This window comes from Rhodospirillales bacterium (genome assembly GCA_016699855.1).
Classification (GTDB): domain Bacteria; phylum Pseudomonadota; class Alphaproteobacteria; order Reyranellales; family Reyranellaceae.
The window spans coordinates 1812805-1833486 of record CP064988.1; the positions used below are offsets into that span (position 1 = coordinate 1812805).

The 20682-nt window shown below is 70.9% G+C and carries 19 protein-coding genes and 1 pseudogene; 10 read left to right on the top strand and 10 right to left on the bottom strand.

Annotation, left to right across the window (positions count from 1 at the left end; genetic code table 11):
• The first annotated feature begins 115 nt into the window (after positions 1 to 115).
• On the top strand, positions 116 to 460 hold the full coding sequence (locus IPK81_08485) for a carboxymuconolactone decarboxylase family protein (protein QQS15016.1): 345 nt from the start codon (positions 116 to 118) through the stop codon (positions 458 to 460).
• A 12-nt stretch (positions 461 to 472) separates the two neighbouring features.
• Positions 473 to 1664: pseudogene (locus IPK81_08490) on the top strand (aminotransferase class V-fold PLP-dependent enzyme).
• Between the two features lie 108 nt (positions 1665 to 1772).
• Here IPK81_08490 and IPK81_08495 read toward each other — a convergent pair.
• Both IPK81_08495 and IPK81_08500 read right to left on the bottom strand, forming a co-directional pair.
• On the bottom strand, positions 1773 to 2144 hold the full coding sequence (locus IPK81_08495; protein QQS15017.1) for a VOC family protein: 372 nt from the start codon (positions 2142 to 2144) through the stop codon (positions 1773 to 1775).
• A gap of 28 nt (positions 2145 to 2172) precedes the next feature.
• Entirely contained in the window at positions 2173 to 3300 is a 1128-nt protein-coding gene (locus IPK81_08500) for an LLM class flavin-dependent oxidoreductase (protein QQS14194.1), read from the bottom strand.
• A gap of 130 nt (positions 3301 to 3430) precedes the next feature.
• On the opposite strand from IPK81_08500, the gene IPK81_08505 reads away from it, so the two are divergent.
• Positions 3431 to 4267, top strand: coding sequence for a hypothetical protein (locus tag IPK81_08505; protein QQS14195.1), 837 nt, complete (start codon positions 3431 to 3433; stop codon positions 4265 to 4267).
• Here IPK81_08505 and gcvA read toward each other — a convergent pair.
• On the bottom strand, positions 4245 to 5153 hold the full coding sequence (gene gcvA / locus IPK81_08510; GenBank protein ID QQS14196.1) for a transcriptional regulator GcvA: 909 nt from the start codon (positions 5151 to 5153) through the stop codon (positions 4245 to 4247). The genes IPK81_08505 and gcvA overlap by 23 nt on opposite strands.
• A 196-nt stretch (positions 5154 to 5349) precedes the next feature.
• Here gcvA and IPK81_08515 point away from each other — a divergent pair, with 196 nt between their 5' ends.
• Positions 5350 to 5508, top strand: a complete 159-nt coding sequence (locus IPK81_08515; protein QQS15018.1) for a DUF1127 domain-containing protein — start codon at positions 5350 to 5352, stop codon at positions 5506 to 5508.
• A 7-nt stretch (positions 5509 to 5515) separates the two neighbouring features.
• Here IPK81_08515 and IPK81_08520 read toward each other — a convergent pair whose 3' ends face one another.
• The 4 genes from IPK81_08520 to IPK81_08535 form a co-directional block, all read right to left on the bottom strand.
• Positions 5516 to 6439 (bottom strand): diacylglycerol kinase family lipid kinase, encoded by a 924-nt coding sequence (locus tag IPK81_08520; protein QQS14197.1) that lies wholly within the window; start codon positions 6437 to 6439, stop codon positions 5516 to 5518.
• 193 nt (positions 6440 to 6632) lie between these two features.
• Positions 6633 to 7064: a hypothetical protein gene (locus IPK81_08525; protein ID QQS14198.1), complete on the bottom strand. Its 432-nt coding sequence runs from the start codon at positions 7062 to 7064 to the stop codon at positions 6633 to 6635.
• A 559-nt stretch (positions 7065 to 7623) separates the two neighbouring features.
• A complete protein-coding gene (locus tag IPK81_08530; protein ID QQS14199.1) occupies positions 7624 to 10230 on the bottom strand; it encodes a protein kinase in 2607 nt (868 codons plus the stop codon).
• A 166-nt stretch (positions 10231 to 10396) separates the two neighbouring features.
• Positions 10397 to 11365 carry a hypothetical protein gene (locus IPK81_08535; protein ID QQS14200.1) on the bottom strand — a complete coding sequence of 323 codons (969 nt, stop codon included), beginning with the start codon at positions 11363 to 11365 and terminating at the stop codon, positions 10397 to 10399.
• 343 nt (positions 11366 to 11708) lie between these two features.
• Between IPK81_08535 and IPK81_08540 the strand changes: the two genes are divergently transcribed.
• The 4 genes from IPK81_08540 to IPK81_08555 all read left to right on the top strand — a co-directional run bounded on the left by IPK81_08540 (position 11709) and on the right by IPK81_08555 (position 15254).
• A complete protein-coding gene (locus tag IPK81_08540) occupies positions 11709 to 12881 on the top strand; it encodes an amidohydrolase (GenBank protein ID QQS14201.1) in 1173 nt (390 codons plus the stop codon).
• 62 nt (positions 12882 to 12943) lie between these two features.
• Positions 12944 to 13135, top strand: a complete 192-nt coding sequence (locus IPK81_08545; GenBank protein ID QQS14202.1) for a hypothetical protein — start codon at positions 12944 to 12946, stop codon at positions 13133 to 13135.
• Positions 13136 to 13212: 77 nt separating this feature from the next.
• Positions 13213 to 14424 (top strand): tryptophan synthase subunit beta, encoded by a 1212-nt coding sequence (gene trpB / locus IPK81_08550; GenBank protein QQS14203.1) that lies wholly within the window; start codon positions 13213 to 13215, stop codon positions 14422 to 14424.
• Positions 14421 to 15254: a tryptophan synthase subunit alpha gene (locus IPK81_08555; GenBank protein QQS14204.1), complete on the top strand. Its 834-nt coding sequence runs from the start codon at positions 14421 to 14423 to the stop codon at positions 15252 to 15254. Before trpB ends, IPK81_08555 begins: the two co-directional genes overlap by 4 nt.
• Positions 15255 to 15269: 15 nt before the next feature.
• Here IPK81_08555 and IPK81_08560 read toward each other — a convergent pair whose 3' ends face one another.
• Genes IPK81_08560 through IPK81_08570 form a run of 3 tightly spaced genes read right to left on the bottom strand, consistent with a single transcriptional unit; the run spans position 15270 to position 18301 of the window.
• On the bottom strand, positions 15270 to 16382 hold the full coding sequence (locus IPK81_08560) for a hypothetical protein (GenBank protein QQS14205.1): 1113 nt from the start codon (positions 16380 to 16382) through the stop codon (positions 15270 to 15272).
• Between the two features lie 11 nt (positions 16383 to 16393).
• Positions 16394 to 17644, bottom strand: a complete 1251-nt coding sequence (locus IPK81_08565) for an MFS transporter (GenBank protein QQS14206.1) — start codon at positions 17642 to 17644, stop codon at positions 16394 to 16396.
• Positions 17645 to 18301, bottom strand: coding sequence for an MBL fold metallo-hydrolase (locus tag IPK81_08570; protein QQS14207.1), 657 nt, complete (start codon positions 18299 to 18301; stop codon positions 17645 to 17647).
• Between the two features lie 136 nt (positions 18302 to 18437).
• Between IPK81_08570 and IPK81_08575 the strand changes: the two genes are divergently transcribed.
• Together IPK81_08575 and IPK81_08580 are read left to right on the top strand one after the other, a co-directional pair.
• Positions 18438 to 19655 carry a D-alanyl-D-alanine carboxypeptidase gene (locus IPK81_08575; GenBank protein ID QQS14208.1) on the top strand — a complete coding sequence of 406 codons (1218 nt, stop codon included), beginning with the start codon at positions 18438 to 18440 and terminating at the stop codon, positions 19653 to 19655.
• A gap of 129 nt (positions 19656 to 19784) precedes the next feature.
• On the top strand, positions 19785 to 20657 hold the full coding sequence (locus tag IPK81_08580; protein ID QQS14209.1) for an acetyl-CoA carboxylase carboxyltransferase subunit beta: 873 nt from the start codon (positions 19785 to 19787) through the stop codon (positions 20655 to 20657).
• Positions 20658 to 20682 lie beyond the last annotated feature (25 nt).

The following is a 20682-nucleotide window of genomic DNA, read 5'->3' on the forward strand; positions in this document are numbered from 1 at the left end:
TCTCGATTCGGACGCATCCTACCATGGCGCCGACCACCTCCTCCGCGGGAAAGATCGAGACATGATTCCGAACCAGGCCGAGCACGACGCGATCCGCGAGACGGGCCGCGCGGAGATGCGCGAGATCCTCGGCGCCGACTACACCGCGCGCCGCGACGCCTCGACCAACGACTTCAACGGCCCGATCCGGCGCCTGTCGGAGGAGTTCGCCTACGCCACGCTGTGGACGCGGCCCGGCCTCGACCGCAAGCAGCGCAGCATGATCACGCTGGCGATGATCTGCGCGCTCAACCGCCCGCACGAGCTGCGCGTCCATCTGGTGGCGGCGCTCAACAACGGCATGACCAGCGAGGAGATCCGCGAGGTCTTCACGCACGCCGTCGCCTATTGCGGCTTCCCCGCCGCGATCGACGCGCTGCGCGAGGCCGAGACGGTGCTGCGCGACAACGGCAAGCTCTAGGAGTTTCCCGACGTGACCCTCGACATCGACCAGCTGCGCGCCGAGACGCCGGGCTGCGCCCATGTGCTGCATCTCAACAACGCCGGATCGAGCCTGCCGACGCGGCGCACGCTGGACGCGACGCTCGACCACCTCAAGCTGGAGGCGGAGATCGGCGGCTACGAGGCCGCCGACCGCGAGCGCGGACGACTCGACGCCTTCTATCCCTCGATCGCGCGGCTGATCGGCGCGCGGCCGGACGAGATCGCCTACATCGAGAACGCCACCCGCGCCTGGGACCTGCCGTTCTACACGCTGGCGGAATCCTTCGAGCCCGGCGACCGCATCCTGACCTGCCGCAGCGAATACTCCAGCAACTACATCTCGTTCCTCCAGGTCGCGCGCAAGACCGGCGTCGAGATCGTGGCCGTGCCCGACGACAACACCGGCCAGCTCGATGTCGGCGCGCTCGCCAAGCTGATCGACGACCGCGTCAAGCTGATCGCCGTCAGCCACATCCCGACCCAGGGCGGGCTGGTGCAGCCGGCCGCCGAGATCGGCCGCCTGGCGCGCGCCGCCCGCGTGCCCTACCTGCTCGACGCCTGCCAGTCGGTCGGGCAGATGCCGATCGACGTCGACGCCATCGGCTGCGACTACCTCTCCGCCACCGGGCGCAAGTACATGCGCGGGCCGCGCGGCACGGGCTTCCTCTACGCGCGGCGCGAGACCACGAAGGACGTCGAGCCGATCTTCCTCGACAACCACGCCGCGCGCTGGGTGGCGACGGAGCGCTACGAGGCGCTGCCGGACGCGCGGCGCTTCGAGAACTGGGAGCGCTATTTCGCGGGCGTGCTCGGACTCGCCACCGCCGCCGACCAGCTCGTCGCGCTCGGCATGGACGCGGTGTGGGCGCGCGTGCACGCGCTCGGCGAGGGGCTGCGCGCGCGGCTCTCGGCGCTCAGGGGCGTGCGCGTCACCGATCTCGGCGCGCTCCGTTGCGGCATCGTCACCTTCGCGGTCGACGGCGTCGACCACCCCGCCATCAAGGCGGCGCTGCGGGCGCGGCGGATCAACGTCTCGGTCTCGACCCAGTTCTCCTCGCGGCTCGATCTCGAGAGCCGCGGACTGAAGGACGTGATGCGCGCCCTCCGTCCACGTCTACAACACCGAGGACGAGCTCGACCGCTTCGTCGCGGCGTTCGAGGAGGTCCGCGCCGCGCTTTGAGGCGGCGGATGATCCGACCTCTCGCGTCTCGCTCCCTCTCCGCCCGCATGTCGACCTATTCCCTCTCCGCCGCGCAGCGGGGGAGAGGGAAGAGACGCCGCCCCTCCCCTATTTGTGCACCGCCTCCAGCTTGTGGCCGTCGGGGTCGACGATGAACGCGGCGTAGTAGGCCGCGCCGTACTTCGGACGCGGACCCGGCGCGCCGTCGTCGCGGCCACCACCGCGCACGGCCGCGGCGTGGAACGCGTCGACCGCCGCGCGGTCCGGCGCGTCGAAGGCGAGGTGAAATCCGGGGCCGGGCGCCACGACCTGGCCGGGACGCGCGAACAGCGCCAGCTTGTCGCCGCCGCCGGGCTCGCCGTAGCCGACGGCGTGGGCCGAGGTCCACACGCGGACGTATCCCAGCGGCGCCAGCACCGCGTCGTAGAAACGCCCCGCGGCGTCGAGATCGGAGACGCCGAACGACAGATGGCCGAGCATCGCCATCGCGGCGCGTCCCGGCGACGCGCTACTCCGCCGCCCGCGCGAGACGGTGGTCGGGCAGATCGACCGACTGGTCGATCTCCTCGCCGACCGCGAACTTCTTGAGCTCGGGCATCACCTCGCGCGCGAACTGCGTCATGTTGCGCACGCCCTCCTCGTGCGGCATGCCCGCGTAGGAGAACACGCCGACATAGGCCTTGTTCTCGGTCTGGGCGTTGATCTTGAGGATCTTGTCGTAGACCTGCTCGGGCGTGCCGTAGACCTGCAGCTCGGCGAAGAACTCGATCGCCTTCTGGTCGCCGTAGACCGCCAGCTTCTCGTTCATCTTCGAGTAGTACTCGTAGCCCTTGGTGTTCTTGATGTGCTCGCCGGCGAACTGGTAGTGGTCGAGCACGGTCTGGTAGTAGCCGCCGATGTACCGCATCGCCATCTCGCGCGCGCGCTCGGCGCTGGAGTCGACGAAGGTCCAGCCGGCCGAGATCGGCTTCGGCGGCGCCACGCCGTTGATCTCCTGGAACAGCTTCTTGTACTCGGTCAGCTCTTTCTCGACCTCGCGCCACGGCTTCTGCGGGATGATCAGCAGCCCGACGCCGAGACGGGCCATGATCAGCGCGCTCTCCGGCGACACGGCCGCGGCGTAGGTGCGGCCGCGGAAGCTCTTGAACGGCGCCGGCCGGATCGCCGCCGGCGGCTGCTTGTAGAACTTGCCGTCGTAGCGCATCACGCCGCTCTCGAGCCCGGTGAGCAGCGCGTCGGCGTACTCCACGAAGCGCTCGCGGCTCTCGCCCATGTCGAGGCGGAAGCCGTCGAACTCCACCTTGCCCGCGCCGCGGCCCAGACCGAGGATCATGCGGCCGTCGGAGAGGTGGTCGAGCATCGACACCTCCTCGGCCACGCGCATGGGATCGTGCCACGGCAGCACCACGACCATCGAGCCCAGCCGCAGCGTCTTGGACTTGCCGGCCATGTAGGACAGGAACTGCACGACGTCCGGGCACATCGTGTAGTCGGTGAAATGGTGCTCCACCGACCAGACCGACTGGAAGCCCAGCGGCTCGGCCATCTCGGCCAGCGCGATGTCGTTGCGGTAGACCTGCCGGTCGGTGAGCTGCCGTCCGGTGTTCTGGAAGATCGCGGCCATTCCGACGTGCATGGCTTGGCTCCTCGGTGTTGAAGCTGGATGTAGCGGACATGGTAAACGTCGGTTCACAAGCTTGACCAGCGGCAATTCCGGATGACGCCGCCGCAGTTTCGCCGCCGTGCGGGCCGACGATGCGCCGACCATGACCTCGCGCCGACTCGTCCTCGCGTCCGCTCTCGCCCTGGGTATCCCGGCCGCGCGCGCCCAGCCGGCATCGCGTCCGGACTGGCTGGCGGCCGCGCCGCGCGAACGGATCGCCGACCGATTCCCGCCGCCGCCATCGCACAAGCGTCCCGACAGCCCGGCCGATGGCTTCGGCGTCTGGCTGCGCGCGCTGCCGCTGCTGCCGGCGGGCGCGCCCGTGCTGCTGCACGACGGACGCCCGCGCGGTCGGCAGGACGGCGTCGCCGCCGTGGTCGACATCGATGTCGGCGCCAGGGATCTGCAGCAATGCGCCGACGCCATCATCCGTCTGCGGGCCGAGTATCTGCGCGCCGCCGGCCGGATGGCGGCGCTGTCGTTCCGCTTCACCAACGGCGATCCCTACGCCTACGCCGACTACCTCGCGGGCCGCCGGCCGGTGCCGCGCGGCGCCGGGATCGCATGGTCGACGGCGGCGCGCGCCGCCGACACGCGCGCGGCGTTCCGGCACTGGCTCGACATCGTGTTCACCTACGCCGGCACGCTGTCGCTGGCGCGCGAGCTCGCGGCGGTGCGCGAACCCGCGCGCATCGAGGCCGGCGACGTCCTGATCCAACCAGGCTCGCCCGGCCACGCCATCGTCGCGGTCGACGTCGCGACGCGCCCGGACGGCGGCCGGATCGCGTCGTTCGCGCAGAGCTTCATGCCGGCGCAGAGCGTGCACGTGCTGCGCGGACCCGTCGCGGGCGCGTGGTATCCCGTCGACGCCGGCCAGCCGATCGACACGCCGGACTGGCGCTTCGCGGCTTCCGACCTCAGGCGCTTCCCGACGGTCTGACGCCGGGCCGCGCGCGCGCCAGCTCCTCCAGCATCCAGCTGCGCAGCGCCACGATCTTGGCGCGCTCCACGGTGGTCGCCGGACACACCAGCCACCACGCCTTGCCGCTGGCGACGATGTCGGGGAACGGCTGCACCAAGCGGCCCTCGCGCAGATCGTCGCGGAACAGGTCGGGCGGGCCGATGGCCACACCGGCGCCCTCGATCGCCGCCTCGACCGCGAACTTGGTGGAGTCCAGCGTCAAGACGCGCTTGGGCTTGAAATCCTCCAGCCCCATCGCGCGCAGCCAGATCGGCCATTCGGGATCGCCGGTGACCTCGATCAGCGGCACCTTGCGCAGATCGGCCAGCGTCTTGAGCCGCGCCGCATGGCGGGCGCCGCATAGCGGTGTCAGCACGTCGTCGAACAGCCGCGTGGCGTGCAGCCCGGCCGGCGGCCGCGCCAGGAAGCGCACGGCGCAGTCGATGTCCTCGCGGTCGAAATCGATCGAGCGGTTGGTGGTCGTGAGGCGCACCTCGATCTCGGGGTGCCGCGTCTGGAAGCGGTGCAGCCTGGGCACCAGCCAGCCCAGCGCGAAGGTCGTCGCCAGACTCACGGTCAACACGCGGCTGCCGGCGCGGCGGTCGAAGCGCTCCAGCGCCAGCGCCATGCGGTCGAAGGCGTCGCGCAGATCCGGCAGCAGCGCCTCGCCGTCGGCGGTCAGCGCCAGCCCGCGCGGCAGGCGGCGGAACAGCGCCACGCCCAGCCGGACCTCCAGGCCCTTCACCTGGTGGCTGATCGCGGCGGGCGTGACCGCGAGTTCGTCGGCCGCGCCGACGAAGCCGCCATGGCGGGCGGCGGCCTCGAAGGCGCGGAGCGCGTTGAGCGGCGGCAGGGTGCGGGACATGGCCGGTAGGGTGAGAAATATTGTGCCTTAGGACAAGAAAGCATCGTTTGCGGGACAAGCGCAAGAAGCAGAAACAGGAAGCGTCGAGGCGATCCGGAGAAAGAGGGACTTGCCTCAGGAGACCTTGGTCATGTCGTCCGCAGCCCACGCCCCTTCGGGATCCTTCACCCGCGCCGGCGCCGCGCCGGTCTCGCCGATGGCCGCCGTCAAAGCCGCCTTCGCGTGGTGGGCGGACCGGCAGGAGCTGGCGCGCTCGCGGCGCGCGCTGCTGACGCTCGACGACCGCATGCTGCGCGACATCGGGGTCGACCGCGCCACCGCCCGCGACGAGGGCGAGAAGCCCTTCTGGCGCTAGGCCGCGATCAGGCGACCGGCACGGTCAACGCCCGCGGCAGGACGGTCAGCCTCAGCGGCAGATTGCCGACGGTCTCGCCGTCGAGATCCACCAGGGTCTCGACGTCGCAGGCGAAGTCGAAGACGCGGCCGCGCCGCATCGACACCTTCGGGTGCGCGACGTGGCCGCCGTCGAACAGCTTCGGCAGCACTTTCAGCAGCACCTCGGCGCGGCCGAGATCGCCCATCTCGACGTAGTCGAGCACGCCGTCGTCGCACAGCGCGCCCGGCGCCAGCCGCATGCCGCCGCCGCCGTTCTCGGTGTTGGCGATCATGCCGGTGAACACCACGCGCGCCTCGCCCGCGCCGTCGTCGACGCGCACGGTCACGTGCCGCGGGCGGTAGCCCATGGCCACCACGGGCGTCATCAGGAAGTAGGCGAAGCGGCCCAGCTTCTTGAGCCAGCGCGACGCCGAGGTGCGGTGGCTGATGGTCGCGGCACCACCGTAGCTGGCGACGAGATAGCCGTAGCGCGTCGCCGGCGCGCCGTCGAAGCCGGCGAAATCGGCGCGCACGAGATCGATCCTCCGCGTGCGGCCCGACGCGATCGCGGCCACCGCGCCGTCCGGCGCCGCGAGATGGCCCAGCGCGCGGCACAGCTCGTTGGCGGTGCCGGCCGGGATCGGACACAGCACGACGCCCTCGGCGACGCGGTCGTCGTCGATCAGCCCGTTGATCACCTCGTTGACCGTGCCGTCGCCGCCGACCGCGACGAAGCGGCGGCAGCCCTCGGCCAGCGCCGCCCGCGCCAGCGCCGTCGCCTCGCCCGGCCGCGTCGTGAACGCCACGTCCAGCGGTCCCAGCGCGGCCTCGAGCCGCGAACGCCGCTCCGGCCAGCGCCGCGCCGAGCTTCCCTTGTTCGCCATCGGGTTGACGATGACCTTGGTCTTCATGGCCGTTCCCGGACACCCCTCAAAAGTCGGTATTGCGAAGCCGGCGGGGACTTTCCCCGATGCCCATTCAATCGGCATCGGAACCACTTGGCGGCCGGCTCGAACAGGGTCGAACCCGGGTTTGTATATTGTATTTTGTATACAATATACAATTTGACCCCTTTGCGTTAGGGATACCCGGCGCGGCGGCCCGCTAACGCGCCCGCTGCCAGCGCTCGTGGTTGGAGTGGAAGGTGCCCGCGTTGACCGGCGTGAAGGGATAGGCGACCGGAATCGGCGGCGCGCGGTCCTCGCAGCGCGCGCCGGCGCCGTCGCCCTGGCAGCTGCGCATGATGCTCAGCGCGAAGCGCGAGGTGGTCGCGGTGTAGCGGCCTTGGTGGCGCAGGCCGGTGATGAAGTTCTCGTAGAGGAAGGTGCCGTCGGCGCGGAACGCGATGCGCATGTTCTCGCGCGGTTGGTCGCGCGCCCAGTTCCACGTGCCGACGAGGTAGGCGGCCGGCGAGTCGTATTTGCCGCCCGGCAGTTCCAGCGTCTGCGCGTTCGCGGTCGCTGGCGTCAACGCCAGCGTCAGCGCCGCCAAGGCGATGACGGCGGCGTGGCGCAGGCGGGCGGGGAGGGTCGGCATCGCGGCGGTCCTTTCGCGGATTCGTGGTTCGTCGTCGGCCGCGCGGCCGACCTCACGCATCATCGCGTCGTTCCACGCGACCGTCACGCGCGTTTGGCGTCGCGGATGGGGTCTGAGCCGATCCCATCCGTCATCCCGGACGTCGTGATGGGTCATGCGCGTATCGCACGCCTCCAGAAGATCCCTCACTTCGTTCGGGATGACGGGAGATGGTGCGGGAATTTATCGCGCGAAGCGCGGCCGCCAGCGCGCGGCCTCGCGGACAATCCGCCGTTTTGCAGGCCTGACCCCGGCGGGCCCAGCCTCGACTTCACGCTCGACGAGGGCGAGGCGAAGCGGATCTGGCGCGCGCCACCGGCCTGAAACGCGGCACGGCGAATGCGCAGTTCCGCAGGCACGCCCCAACACATCCCATCCATCATCCCGAGCGGCGCGCCATAGGCGCACAGTCGAGGGATCGTTCCACGTCGCGGGAGCGCGACAAGATCCTTCGACCACGGCGCTGACCGCCTCCACCCGGAAGACGATAGCGGACGCCGTGGGCGCCGCTCCAAGGCGCCTAGCGCCGGACGTCGATGCTGGCGGGCTGGCCGGAGTCCTGGAAGGAGCCGGAGGCGCGCAGGCGGCCGTCGGCGTGGGTGCCGCGCAGCCGCGCCCAGAACTTGCCGTTGGATTTGTGCTCCTGGACGTCCGCACGCACCTCGCCGGTCGGCGACACCGTGCCCTCGATGGTGTACTCGCGCGCGTTCCACGTCCAACGGCCCGACACCACGCCGCCGCTGACGGAGATCGTCACCTTGGTGCAGCGATCACGGATGTTGACGCAGAAATCGCCGCTGTAGCTGCCTGCGGCCGGAGTGGCGACCACTGGCGCCTTGGCGGCGGGCGGCGGCGCGGCCGCCGCGGTCTGGGCCGGCGGCGGGCGCTTGGCTTCTTCCTCCGCTTTGCGTTTGGCCTCTTCTTCCGCCTTCCGCTTCGCCTCGTCCTCCGCCTTGCGCTTGTCCTCCTCCAGCTTCTTCTGCTCCTCGTCGTGGCGCGCCAGCGCCGGCGCGGCCTGACGCTGCAGCGCCGCCCATTGCGGGCCTGTCAGGTATCCCGTGTCGGGTTCATTGCGCGATTTCTGCCACGCCGCGATCATCGCCCGCGAGCGCGGGCCGAAGGCGCCGTCGGCGCCGCCGGTGTTGTGGCCGACGGCGGTCAGCGCGACCTGCACGCGCTTGCGGTCGGTCTCCGTCAGCCGCAGCGCCGCCTCGGCGGCTTCCGCCTGGCGCTTGACCTCCGCCGCCGATTTCGCGGTGTCCTCCGCCGCGCGACGCTTCTCCTCCTCCGCCTTCCGCGCCGCCTCCGCCTCGGCCAAGGTCTTGGCCTCCGCCAGCGCCTTCTCCTGCGCGATCCGCTCGGCTTTCGCCTTCTCCTCGGTGGCCGCGCGCTGGGCCTCCTCGCGACGGCGCGCGGCCTCGGCGTCGGCCCGCGCCTTCGCCTCCTCCTCCGCCTTGCGCCGCGCCTCGGACTCCGCGGCGGCTTTCTCCGCCGCCGCGCGACGCGCCGTCTCGTCGGCCAGGCGCCGACGCTCGGCGTCCGCGTCGGCGGCGCGACGGGCCGTCTCCTCGGCCACCCGACGGCGCGCGGCGTCCTCGGCCGCCGCTTGCCGCGCCGATTCCTCGGCCGCACGGCGACGCTCCGTCTCGGCGGCCGCCGCGACGCGCTGACGCTCGGCCTGCTCCGCCGCGGCCTTCTCGGCCGCCGCCTTGCGCGCGGCCTCCGCGTCGGCGCGGGCCCGCGCCTCCTCCTCCGCCCGGCGCCGCGCCACGGCCTCGGCGGCGGCCTTGTCCTCGGCCGCCTTGCGCGCCACCTCGGCCTCGATCTTGCGGCGCGCCTCCTCGGCGATCCGGCGCTTCTCGTCCTCCTCGGCCTGGCGACGCGCGGCCTCGAAGCGCACCAACCGCTCCGACTCCGCCCGGCGCGCGGCCTCCTCCTCGCGCAGACGCGCCGCCAGCGCGGTCTGGCGGCGGGCCTCGTCGTCGGCCCGGCGCGCGGTCGCCTCGACGGTCTCCGGCACGGACGGGGGACGCAGCGCGAACCACGCGCCGCCGCCGGCCAGCGCCAGCGCCGCCAGACCCGCGGCGATCCAGGCCACCGGCGCGCGCCCGCGCCTGGCGGACGGCCGCACCGTGGCGTCGATCCGCCGCGTGTCGGCGACGCCCTCCAGTTCGCGCGTCCCGGCCGATCCCCGTCCGCCGGCGCTCTGGCCCGACAGCAGGGCGCGAAGATCCGCGATGCTCTGCGGCCGGTCGGCGGCGCGCAGCGCCAGCCCGGCGTCGATCGCCCGCAGCAGGCTGGGCGCGTAGCGGCCCTTGCCGGCCTCGACCGCCGGCACCAGCGGCTCGCCGGTGGCGCGCTCCATCGCGCTGACCGGCGTGCGGGAGGCGACGCAATGGTAGAGCGTGCTCGACAGCGCGAAGATGTCGGTCCACGGCCCCTGCCGGCCGGACAGCGCCATCTGCTCCGGCGCGGCGTAGCCCGGCGTGTAGATGGCGGTCATCGCCTGGGTGCGGCCTTCCAGCGCCACGCGCGCGGCGCCGAAATCGATCAGTGTCGGGCGGCCATCGGCGTCGAGCAGGATGTTGGCGGGTTTGATGTCGCGGTGCAGGAAGCCGGTCTTGTGCACCCGCTCCAGCCCGTCGAGCAGGGGATAAAGGAACTGCTCGATGGCGGGCTGCGGCAGGCGCCCGTCGCGCTTGAGGCGGGCCTCCAGGGTGCCGCCGCGCAGCAGCGCCATGACCATGTAGGCCGTGCCGTTGGCCTCCATGTAGTCGTAGACAGCGACGATGCCCGGCGCGTCCTCGAGCCGGGCCAGGGTCTTGGCCTCGTCGAGGAAGCGCTCGCGCCCCCAGATGAAATCCTCGGCGGTGCGGGTGGAGCGCGGCAGCACCGTGCCGTCGCCCTGGCGCATGGCGAAGCTGGTCGGCAGGTACTCCTTGACGGCGACGTCGCGGTCGAGACGGGTGTCGCGGGCGCGGTAGGTGATGCCGAAACCGCCCTGGCCCAGCGTCTCGATGATCTCGTATTTGCCGACGCGCGCGCCCGCGGGCAGGGCGCCGAACGGGTCGCCCTCCTCCATCCGTCCCTGATGGGACGCCAGCGCCGGACGATCGTCGGCGACCATCGCATCTCCCCGTGGAGGGATGGTCTACGAGCGGAGGGCGGAGATCAAGGGCGGAGGGGGTGGGCCTGCTGCGAGGCACCGAATAGCGGAGCGCCGACAGCGTCACGGCGAGCCGAGGACGCTTGCCAGAGGCAGGATTCCTGACCCTTAGCGGTTCGATGCTCCGCTACCAACTGGAATCATAAGAGGCTTTATCATAGAGGGCCGGGTGCCTCTCCTCCAAACGAGGTGCAAGCAGCAGTTCACGGGCTTTGACGCATCTGGCCGCTTCAAGGAACGCCACCGTCGTCAGGAGCGGATCGAGTTCAGAGTACCAACGTTGCGCCTCCAGCAGCTCCAAATGCTCCATCACAGAACCGAAGCCCTTGGTATACGCGTCTACCGCAGCCATTCCGGCTTCATGGCGCAGAAGCAGGTCCGCCTCGTCGCATATCCGCGCAAACTCGGCGTGCTGCATATCCATTGCTCCGAAGCTTCCGCGCAGCAGCGCTCTGCGGCATTTGGCGACCCGAGATCGAACAACGGCCGTTCCGGGATTCCGCGAATACACCTCCGGCTCCGCGTTCAACACCTCCGCAACAAATGGACGAATGGAACTGGCCTCCGTCGTCCACCACAGGTGCTCAGAATCCGGGATCCCTCCGGAGACAAACCACATCATCTTGCAGAGAATGGGGGTCATGTCTGAATGACGACGCAATCGCGGCCCCTGCATCGGTCCCCTATCCCGCCTATGTTCAGCGGCGAGCTCGTGGAACCAACCAGGCGTCATCTCGTAGGTGGCAATCTCGGGCGTACCCCGCAAGAAGTTCGCGCGCAGTCTCCAGTTTTTGGAGACCGACTGCTCCTCGAACTTAAGCCGTGCCTCACTGCCCGAGGTCTCGCGAATATTCGCCGCTATGGCTCGGGCCAAATCTGACTCGCCGACAAAGACAAAGAACGCGGGTCGACGGGTAGTATCCGTATGTGAGTCCTCGCCGGCCAATGTCGGATACAACGAATACCGCCCGTTCGAATATTCGAACAACGCTTCGCCTGCTTCCGCCAGCATGCCGACGAAGTAAGGGCAGAAATGAGACGCCAGAGGACTGTCCGGCGCGACGACATAGACCTGCAGCGAAGTAGTCAGGCTCATATTGATGTTTCCACTCGGTCCGACGGGACGACCCCAGTCGAATATCGGGAGCGGCGATCTCCGAGACGCTATCCGGGGGAAGACACAGTCGCAAGGCGATGACGGCAGTTCGTCACCGCCACAAAAGAAGAGCTTTCCTGTCACTTCCAAACGCAACGAGGGACTTTCGAAAACGTGCGATACTGGAACGATCCCTCGCGGCGTTCGGGATGGCGGGAGAAGGACCGGGGCTCAACCCGCAAAGCCGAACCTCCAGCGCGCGGCTTCCCGGCGAATTTGCCGTTTTGCGGGGCCGGCCGGACTCCCTAAGCTGCCGCCACCATCCGCGACCAGGAGCCAGCCCGTGAGCATCGACCCGCAGATCGCCGCCTTCGCCGCCGACATGACGGCGTGGCGCCGCGACATCCACGCCCATCCCGAGCTGGGATTCGAGGAGGAGCGGACCAGCGCCATCGTCGCGGCGCGGCTGAAGGAGTTCGGCTGCGAGGTCGCGACCGGCATCGGCAGGACCGGCGTCGTCGGCACCATCCGCGTGGGCAACAACCCGCGCGCCATCGGCCTGCGCGCCGACATGGACGCGCTGCCGATGGACGAGCTCAACACCTTCGCGCACGCCTCGACCCACAAGGGCCGCATGCACGCCTGCGGCCACGACGGCCACACCACGATGCTGCTGGGCGCGGCGAAATACCTGGCGGCGACGCGCAATTTCGACGGCACCGTGCACTTCATCTTCCAGCCGGCCGAGGAGGGCCGCGGCGGCGCCGAGGCGATGGTCAAGGACGGGCTGTTCGACAAGTTCCCGTGCGAGGTGGTGTTCGGCATGCACAACCGGCCGAAGATGGAGGTCGGCAAGTTCATGATCCGGCCCGGTCCGCAGATGGCCGGCGGCGGGCTGTTCGACATCCACATCAAGGGCAAGGGCGCGCACGGCGCGCGGCCGGAGAGCGGCGTCGATCCGGTGGTGATCGGCGGCCACATCATCACGGCGCTGCAGACGGTGGTGTCGCGCACCTTGGCGCCGCTGGATTCCGGCGTCATCAGCATCACGCAGATGCACGCCGGCGACGCCTACAACGTGATCCCCGAGACCGCCGTGCTGCGCGGCACGGTGCGCGCCTTCCGCAAGGAGGTGATGGCGACGATCAAGGAGAGGATCGAGCGCATCGCCACCGGCATCGCTTCGACCCTGGGCGGCGAGGCCAAGGCCGACGTGCGCATCGTGTTCCCGCCGCTGGTCAACACGCCCGAGGAGGCGATGTGGATCGCCGACGTGGCGGCGGGGATCGTCGGCGAGGAGAACGTCGAACGGAACGGCCACTTCGTCATGGCGTCGGAGGATTTCTCCTACATGCTGGAGAAGGTGCCGGGCGCCTTCATCCTGATCGGCAACGGCGGCGGCGAAGGCGGCTGCGAGGTCCACAACCCGTCCTACGATTTCAACGACGCCGCCCTCCCGCTCGGCGCCACGCTGTGGGCCCGCGCCGTAGAGACGCGGCTGGCGAAGCGGGATTGAGACGGCGCGCCGCGGCGCGGTCGGCGCATGGGTCCGCGGCGGCGTTCGAGGAGGTCATCGCCATGGCGCTGGACTGGAAGGCGACGGGGGACGCGCGCGAGGCGGTGGCCGACGGCGTCACCTACCGGGTCGCGCCGGGCGGCAGCAGCAAGTTCTTCCTGGCGTGGTTGGATGACGAGATCATCGGCCAGGCCGAGACTTTGGCCGGCGCCCAGGCGTTGTGCGAAGCGGCGTCCCGTGGGCCGCGTCGCTAGCGACCCGCGGGCGCCCGCCCGGCTTTGACCCCATCCGGCGCGCCTGCTAAGGGCGTGCGCGACAGGAACGGGAACCCATGAACGCCCCCAACAGCTACCGCGCCGGCCCGGACGAGCGCGGCCATTTCGGCATTTTCGGCGGCCGCTACGTCGCCGAGACGCTGATGCCTCTGATCCTCGAGCTCGAGAAGGCCTACGACGCGGCCAGGACCGATCCCGCCTTCAAGGCGGAGATCGCCAAGCTCAACACCCACTACGCCGGCCGGCCGAGCCCGCTGTACCACGCCGAGCGCCTCACCAAGCAGCTCGGCGGCGCCAAGATCTACTTCAAGCGCGACGAGCTGAACCACACCGGCTCGCACAAGATCAACAACGTGCTGGGCCAGGTGCTGCTGGCCAAGCGCATGGGCAAGACGCGGATCATCGCGGAGACCGGCGCCGGCCAGCACGGCGTCGCCACCGCCACGGCCTGCGCGCTGTTCGACCTGCCCTGCGTGGTGTTCATGGGCGCGGTCGACGTCGAGCGCCAGGCGCCGAACGTGTTCCGCATGAAGATGCTGGGCGCCGAGGTGCGGCCGGTGACGGCGGGATCGGCGACCCTGAAGGACGCCATGAACGAGGCGCTGCGCGACTGGACCGCCACCGTCGAGACGACGTTCTACTGCATCGGCACGGTGGCCGGTCCGCATCCCTATCCGATGATGGTGCGCGACTTCCAGTCGGTGATCGGCGAGGAGACGCGGGGGCAGATGATGGCGGCCGAGGGCCGCCTGCCCGACACGCTGGTGGCCTGCATCGGCGGCGGCAGCAACGCGATGGGCCTGTTCCACCCCTTCCTCGACGACAAGGGCGTGCGCATCATCGGCGTCGAGGCCGGCGGCAAGGGCGTGCACACCGGCGAGCACGCCGCCTCGCTGACCGGGGGCCGGCCCGGCGTGCTGCACGGCAACCGCACCTACCTGCTGCAGGACAGCGAGGGCCAGATCACCGAGGCGCACTCGATCTCGGCCGGGCTCGACTATCCCGGCATCGGGCCGGAGCATTCCTGGCTGAAGGACGTCGGCCGCGTCGAGTACGTGTCGGCGACCGACGACGAGGCGCTGTCGGCGTTCCAGCTGTTGTCGCGGATCGAGGGCATCATCCCCGCGCTGGAGCCCGCGCACGCGCTGGCGCACGTGCTGAAGCTGGCGCCGACGCTGCCGAAGGACAATCTGCTGGTGATGAACCTGTGCGGCCGCGGCGACAAGGACGTGTTCGCGGTGGCCGAGCGGCTGGGGGTGAAGCTGTGAGCCGCATCGCCGGACGCTTCGCGCGCCTCAAGGACGAGGGCCGCGCCGCGCTGATCACCTACGTCACGGCCGGCGATCCCGACCTCGACACGTCCTACCAGATCCTCAAGGGCCTGCCGGCGGCCGGCGCCGACCTGATCGAGCTGGGCATGCCGTTCACCGACCCGATGGCCGACGGTCCGTCGATCCAGGCGGCCGGCCAGCGCGCGCTGAAGGCCGGCATCTCGATGGACAAGACCTTCGCCATGGTCCGGCGCTTCCGCGCCGAGACCGGCGACGACGCCACGCCCATCCTGCTGATGGGCTACTACAACATGATCTACCAGCGCGGCGCGCAGAAGTTCTGCCAGGACGCCGCCGCGGCGGGCGTCGACGGCATGATCATCGTCGACCTGCCGCCGGAGGAGGCCGACGAGCTGAAGCCGCACGCGGTCAAGGCCGGCCTCGACACCGTGCTGCTGACGGCGCCGACGACGGACGCCAAGCGCCTGCCGGCGATCCTCGAATACGCCTCGGGCTTCCTCTATTTCGTCTCGGTGCTGGGCATCACCGGCACCCGGTCGTCGACCGAGGACGCGGTCAAGACCCACGTCGCGGCGCTGCGCACGCAGACCAAGCTGCCGATCGGCGTCGGCTTCGGCATCCGCACGCCCGAGCAGGCCGCCGGCGTCGCCCGCCACGCCGACGCCGCCGTGGTCGGCTCGGCCATCGTCGAGCGCGTCAAGGGCGGACTCGACGAGGCCGGCAAACCGCGGCCCGATCTGCTGCCCGGCGTCTTCGCCTACATCCGCGCGCTGGCCGACGGGGTGCGGGGCGCGCGCAAGAAGTAAACGACCGGACTGGCCCTACGCGCCACCCGGCGACAGCGACCGCGCCAGTTCGATCATCGCCGCCCGGTCGAGCCGCGGCGGCGGCGGCCGGTCGGCGTCGCCGGTCGCGCGGCGGAAGCGGATGTGCCACGCCGACAATCCGCCGATCAGGAAGCGCGCCTCGGCGCCGGCGACGGTGTCGCCGTCATCCGGTCCCAGCCCGACGACCTGCGGATACCAGCCGCCGCCCTCGACGATGCGCTCCGGCGCGCTCCATCCATCGGGGCGCGCGAGATCGGCGTTGAACGAGACCGCGACGCCGGCGGCGTGGAATCCCGGATGCGGCCCGGCGACGTGGCCGAGCAGCATCACATGCGCGCCGAGGTCGCGGTTGAAGTGGACCGCGGGTCCCCAGAACGAGTCGGGATCGGCGTGCCGCCAGCCGCGCGCGACCGGCCACAACGGCGTCGGCAGGGTCCCCCGCGCCGGCCGCCATCCGCCGTCGCGCCAGATCTCGACGGCGCCGGCGGGCGCGTCGCGCGCCGCCACCGGGTAGCGCGCCACGGCGACGCCCTGCGCCCGCTCGTCGGCGACGTAGCTCGAGAAGTGGATGTAGAGGAAGCGCGCCTCGCGGTCGGCGACGACGCTGAAATCGCCGTAGCCGCCGGCCATGAAGCCGTTGGCCGCGCCGGTATCGACCAGGCCCGCCGGCGCCCGCAACGCCTCGCCGAGGCAGCGCCAGGTCGCGCCGTCGTCGTCGGACGCCAGCGCGCCGATATGCGGCACGAACAGCCGCGCCGGCGCGGGCGCCGGCTCCTCCGCGTGGTACCAGCCGTGGAGGCGGCCGCGGGCGTCGCGCCAGGTCGACTCGATCCACTTGCCGACGGCCGGATCGGGATCGTCGACGATCCGGACGGGGACCGGCGCGCCGAGCGCGCGCAGGCCGTCGTCGCCGACGCCGCCGCGCGCCGGCGCGACGCGCCGGTAGGCGTGTCCCCGCGGCTCGTGGCGCGACACGAACGCGAACAGCCGGCCGCCGTGGACATGCACCGGCGAGTTGCAGTCCGTGCGCCGCAGCGGCGGCGCGTGCAGCGCCAGCGGCGCGGCCGCGACCAGTTCGGCGACATGGCGCGTCGTGGTCGGGCCCATCCGCGGCCGCCCTAACCCGCGCCGCGGTCGCCGGCGAGGCCGCGCGGGCGGATGATCCAGAACACCGCCAGCGCCACCGCCATGAGGACCGCCACGGCGAGAAACGACAGACCCCAGGCGGTCCGCGACATGCCGCCGGAGAGATCCAGCGTCCAGCCGATGATCAACGGCCCGACGAAGCCGCCGGTGTAGCCGAGCATGGAATGCACCGCGAGCGTGGCGCCGCGCCGCGACGGCTCGGCGGTGCCGGCCGCGCCGGCGGTCAGCGACGACGAATCGAGCCACACGAACAGGCCGTAGACCACGAGCATCGCCGCGGCGAGCGCGTAGGACGCCGAGCCGACGAAACCCAGCGTGGCGGCCAGCAGGATCGAGGCGCCCATGGCGAGCGCGATCAACCGGCGGCGCCCCAGCCGGATCGCGGCCTCGTTGCCGGCGACGCTGGCGGCGGTGCCGACGAGGCCGAGCGCGGTCGCCACCATCGTCGGCGTCAGGCCGTGGTCGCCATCGCCGGAGCTGACGGCGACCCAGCCGAGGAAGGCCACCGCCCAGCCGCGCAGCGCGTTCATCTCCAGCGTGTGCACGCAGTAGGCGATGGCGTAGGCCATGGCCGAGCGGTTGCGCAGCACCGGCCGGAAATCGAACAGGCCGCCGCCCGCCGCCGGCGCCGGCACCGTCGCCGCGGCCTTGGGCGGCGCGAAAAGCGCGACCACCGCCCACGCGACGGCGGCGCTGATTCCGGCGGCGATGAAGGCGACGTGCCAGCCGCCCCATCCCGCCAGCAGATCGGCGCAGGCGAACGACACCGCGCCGGAAACGCCGATGCTGGCGGCGTGGCCGGCGACGGCGCGCGACATCAGCTTGCCCTCGACGCGGTCGGCCAGCAGCTTGAGCCCGGTCATGTAGGTGCCGGCCCAGCCCATGCCGGTGAGCGCGCGGGTCGCCAGCGCCGACCAGAAGCCCTCGGCGCAGAGGCCGAACAGCAGATGGCCGGCGACCGTCGCGGCGACGCCGAAAAGGTATATGCGCTTCGGGTCGACGCGGTCGGTAAGGGTGACCAGCACCGGCACCGCCACGATGTAGGCCGCGTAGAAACCGGCCGTGATCCAGCCGGCCTCGCTGTTGCTGAGCCGCCAGAGCTCCATCATGCGCGGCATCAGAGCCGGCCAGAAGAACGCTCCGATCTGCACGAGGACCTGGGCGGCGCACACCAGCGCGACGAGGCGCGCCGGCGACAGGCCGGGACGCGGCGCGGGGGCCACCTAGTCGTCGTCCTCGAACAGCATGTCGCAGACGAACGGGTTGGTCTTGCGCTCCCAGCCGAAGGTCGACGTCTGGCCGTGGCCGGGCACGAAGGTGATGTCGTCGCCCAGCGGGAACAGCTTGCGGCGGATCGAGTCGAAGAGCTGCTCCTGGTTTCCACGCGGGAAATCGGTGCGCCCGACCGAACCCCGGAACAGCACGTCGCCGACGAACGCCACCCTGGCGGCCTTGTCGACGAACACGACGTGGCCCGGCGTGTGGCCGGGGCAGTGCACGACGTCGAGCGTCTGGTTGCCGACCGTCACGGTCTCGCCGTCGTGCAGCCAGCGGTGCGGCACGAACGGTTTCGGCACCGGGAAACCGTACTTCTTGTTCGAGTCCGGCAGGCCCTCGATCAGGTAGAGGTCTTCCTCGTGCGGTCCCTCGATCTCGACGCCGTAGGCCTCGGCGATCGCGCCGGCGGCGGAGGCGTGGTCGACATGGCCGTGGGTCAGCAGCACCTTGGCGACGCTCATGCCCGTCTGGGTCATGGCCTCCTTCAGGCGTTCGACGTCGCCGCCGGGATCGACCAGCGCGCCCTGGTTGGTCTCCTCGCACCACACCAGCGAACAATTCTGCTGGAACGGCGTCACGGGGCAGACGGCGACTTTGAGCATGGCGGTCGGGTTCCGGGGCGCGCGGCGGGTCGACGACGTTCCTAGGCCGGATCGCGCGCGCTTGCCAAGGGCGCCGGCGGATCCGACGACTCGCGCGGGCCCTTCACGCGGCGGCCGATTGCGCTAGACTCCCGGAATGATCCGAACGTTCGCCGCCGCGTCCACGGCCCTCCTCCTCGCCGCCCTGTCGTCCGTCCCCGCCGGGGCGCAGATGAGCACCGTGCCGACGCCCACCGGCCCGGCGCCGGCCGGCCCGTCGATCGTGGTCGACGCCCAGACCGGCGAGGTGCTGCACCAGCGCGACGCCGGCGCGCCCTGGTATCCCGCGTCGCTCACCAAGATGATGACGCTGTACGTGCTGTTCGAGGAGCTGAAGGCCGGCCGCATGGGACTGCACGAGCAGCTCGCGTTCTCGGACTACGCCTACAACCAGCAACCCTCGAAGCTGGTCCTGCCCAAGGGCTTCAAGATCACGATGGAGCAGGCGATCCTCGCCCTGATCCTGCGCTCGGCGAACGATGTCGCGGTGGCGGTGGGCGAGCGCATCTCCGGCTCCGAGCCGGCCTTCGCGCAGCGCATGACCGCGACGGCGCACCGGCTGGGCATGAACGGCACGGTGTTCCGCAACGCCAGCGGCTGGAAGGATCCCGGCCAGGTCACGACGGCGCGCGACATGGCGATCCTCGCGATCGCGCTGCTGCGCGACTTCCCGCAGTACTATCCCTACTTCAACGCCCACGACGTCGTGATCAACAACGCGCGCATCACGCACTCCGTGAAGTTCATCGAGAAGTATCCCGGCGCCGACGGGCTCAAGACGGGCTTTCTCTGCTCCTCGGGCTTCAACCTCGTGGCGTCGGCGACGCGCGACGGCCGCCGCCTGATCGGCGTGAATTCCGGCTTCCGCCGCGCCGACCTGCGCGACGAGCACATGGTCCGCGCCTTCGACGAGGCCATCCGCGTGCGCAGCGGCGGCAACCGGCCGAAGGTCTGGCAGGTCGCCTCGACCGGCGGCGCGCCGGCGACGGTGATCGCCGACGCCGAATGCGTGCCGGCGCGCTACGACTATCCCGGCGACGGCGCCTGGGTCGGCACCTATCCGACGCTCCAGGCCGCGCGGCAGGCCCATGCCGCCGCGCAGGCGAAGCTGGCCGATGGCAAGCGCAACTGGCTGGGGCGCGAATGGATCGTCGACGTGGTGGTGGGCAAGCAGCGCAAATGGGCCACCGTGGTGGCCGACCTCGAACCCGCCGCCGCCGGCCAGCTCTGCGGCGCCTATCGAGCGGCCGGGCAATTCTGCCAGGTCGTGAAGCCCCACGAATTGGTGCGTCCGTTCCAGAATCTGGCGCGTTGAGGTCGCGCGTCCAGACCATAAAGCGTTGATATCGTTGAATATCGCGCGCTTTGCCGGCCCCGGCGTTTCGTGCGATACGAGTCCAGTGGAACGGGTGCCCCGACCCGCTCCCGATCGCGGGACGACGAGATGAACTGGCTGACCAACCTGGTGCCGCCGAAGCTGCGCGCGCTCGTGGCGAAGAAAGAGGCGCCCGAGAACCTGTGGCAGAAGTGTCCGGCCTGCGAGCAGATGCTGCTCAACCGCGAGCTCGAGGAGAACCAGCAGGTCTGCGTCCATTGCGGCCACCACATGCGGATCCGGCCGGCCAAGCGGCTGCCCGTGCTGTTGGACGACGGCAAGTTCGAGACCCACGCGCTGCCCAAGGCTGTGGTCGATCCGCTGAAGTTCCGCGACCAGCAGCGCTACACCGACCGCCTGAAGACGGCGCAGGGCAAGAACGGCGCAGGTAGCGACGCGATCATCGTCGCCAGCGGCCGCATCGGCGGCGCGCCGGCCGTGGTGGCGGCGTTCGATTTCGGATTCATGGGCGGCTCGATGGGCATCGCCGTCGGCGAGGGCTTCGTCACCGCGGCGCGGCTGGCGGTCGAGAGATCGGCGCCGCTGATCCTGTTCTCCGCGTCGGGCGGCGCGCGCATGCAGGAGGGCATCCTGTCGCTGATGCAGCTGCCGCGCACGACGATCGGCGTGCAGCTCGTGAAGGAGGCCGGCCTCCCCTACATCGTCGTGCTGACCGATCCGACCACCGGCGGCGTCACGGCCTCGCTGGCGATGCTGGGCGACGTGCACATCGCCGAGCCCGGCGCGCTGATCGGCTTCTCGGGCCAGCGCGTCATCCAGGACACGATCCGCGAGACGCTGCCGCCGGGCTTCCAGCGCGCCGAGTACCAGCTCGACCACGGCATGGTCGACATGGTCGTGCACCGCCACAAGCTGCGCGAGACGCTGATCCGGATCACGAGCCTGCTGATGAAGCGCGCGGCGCCGGCGACCGCCGCCTGAACGAACCGGCGCGCGGCGTCCCGCG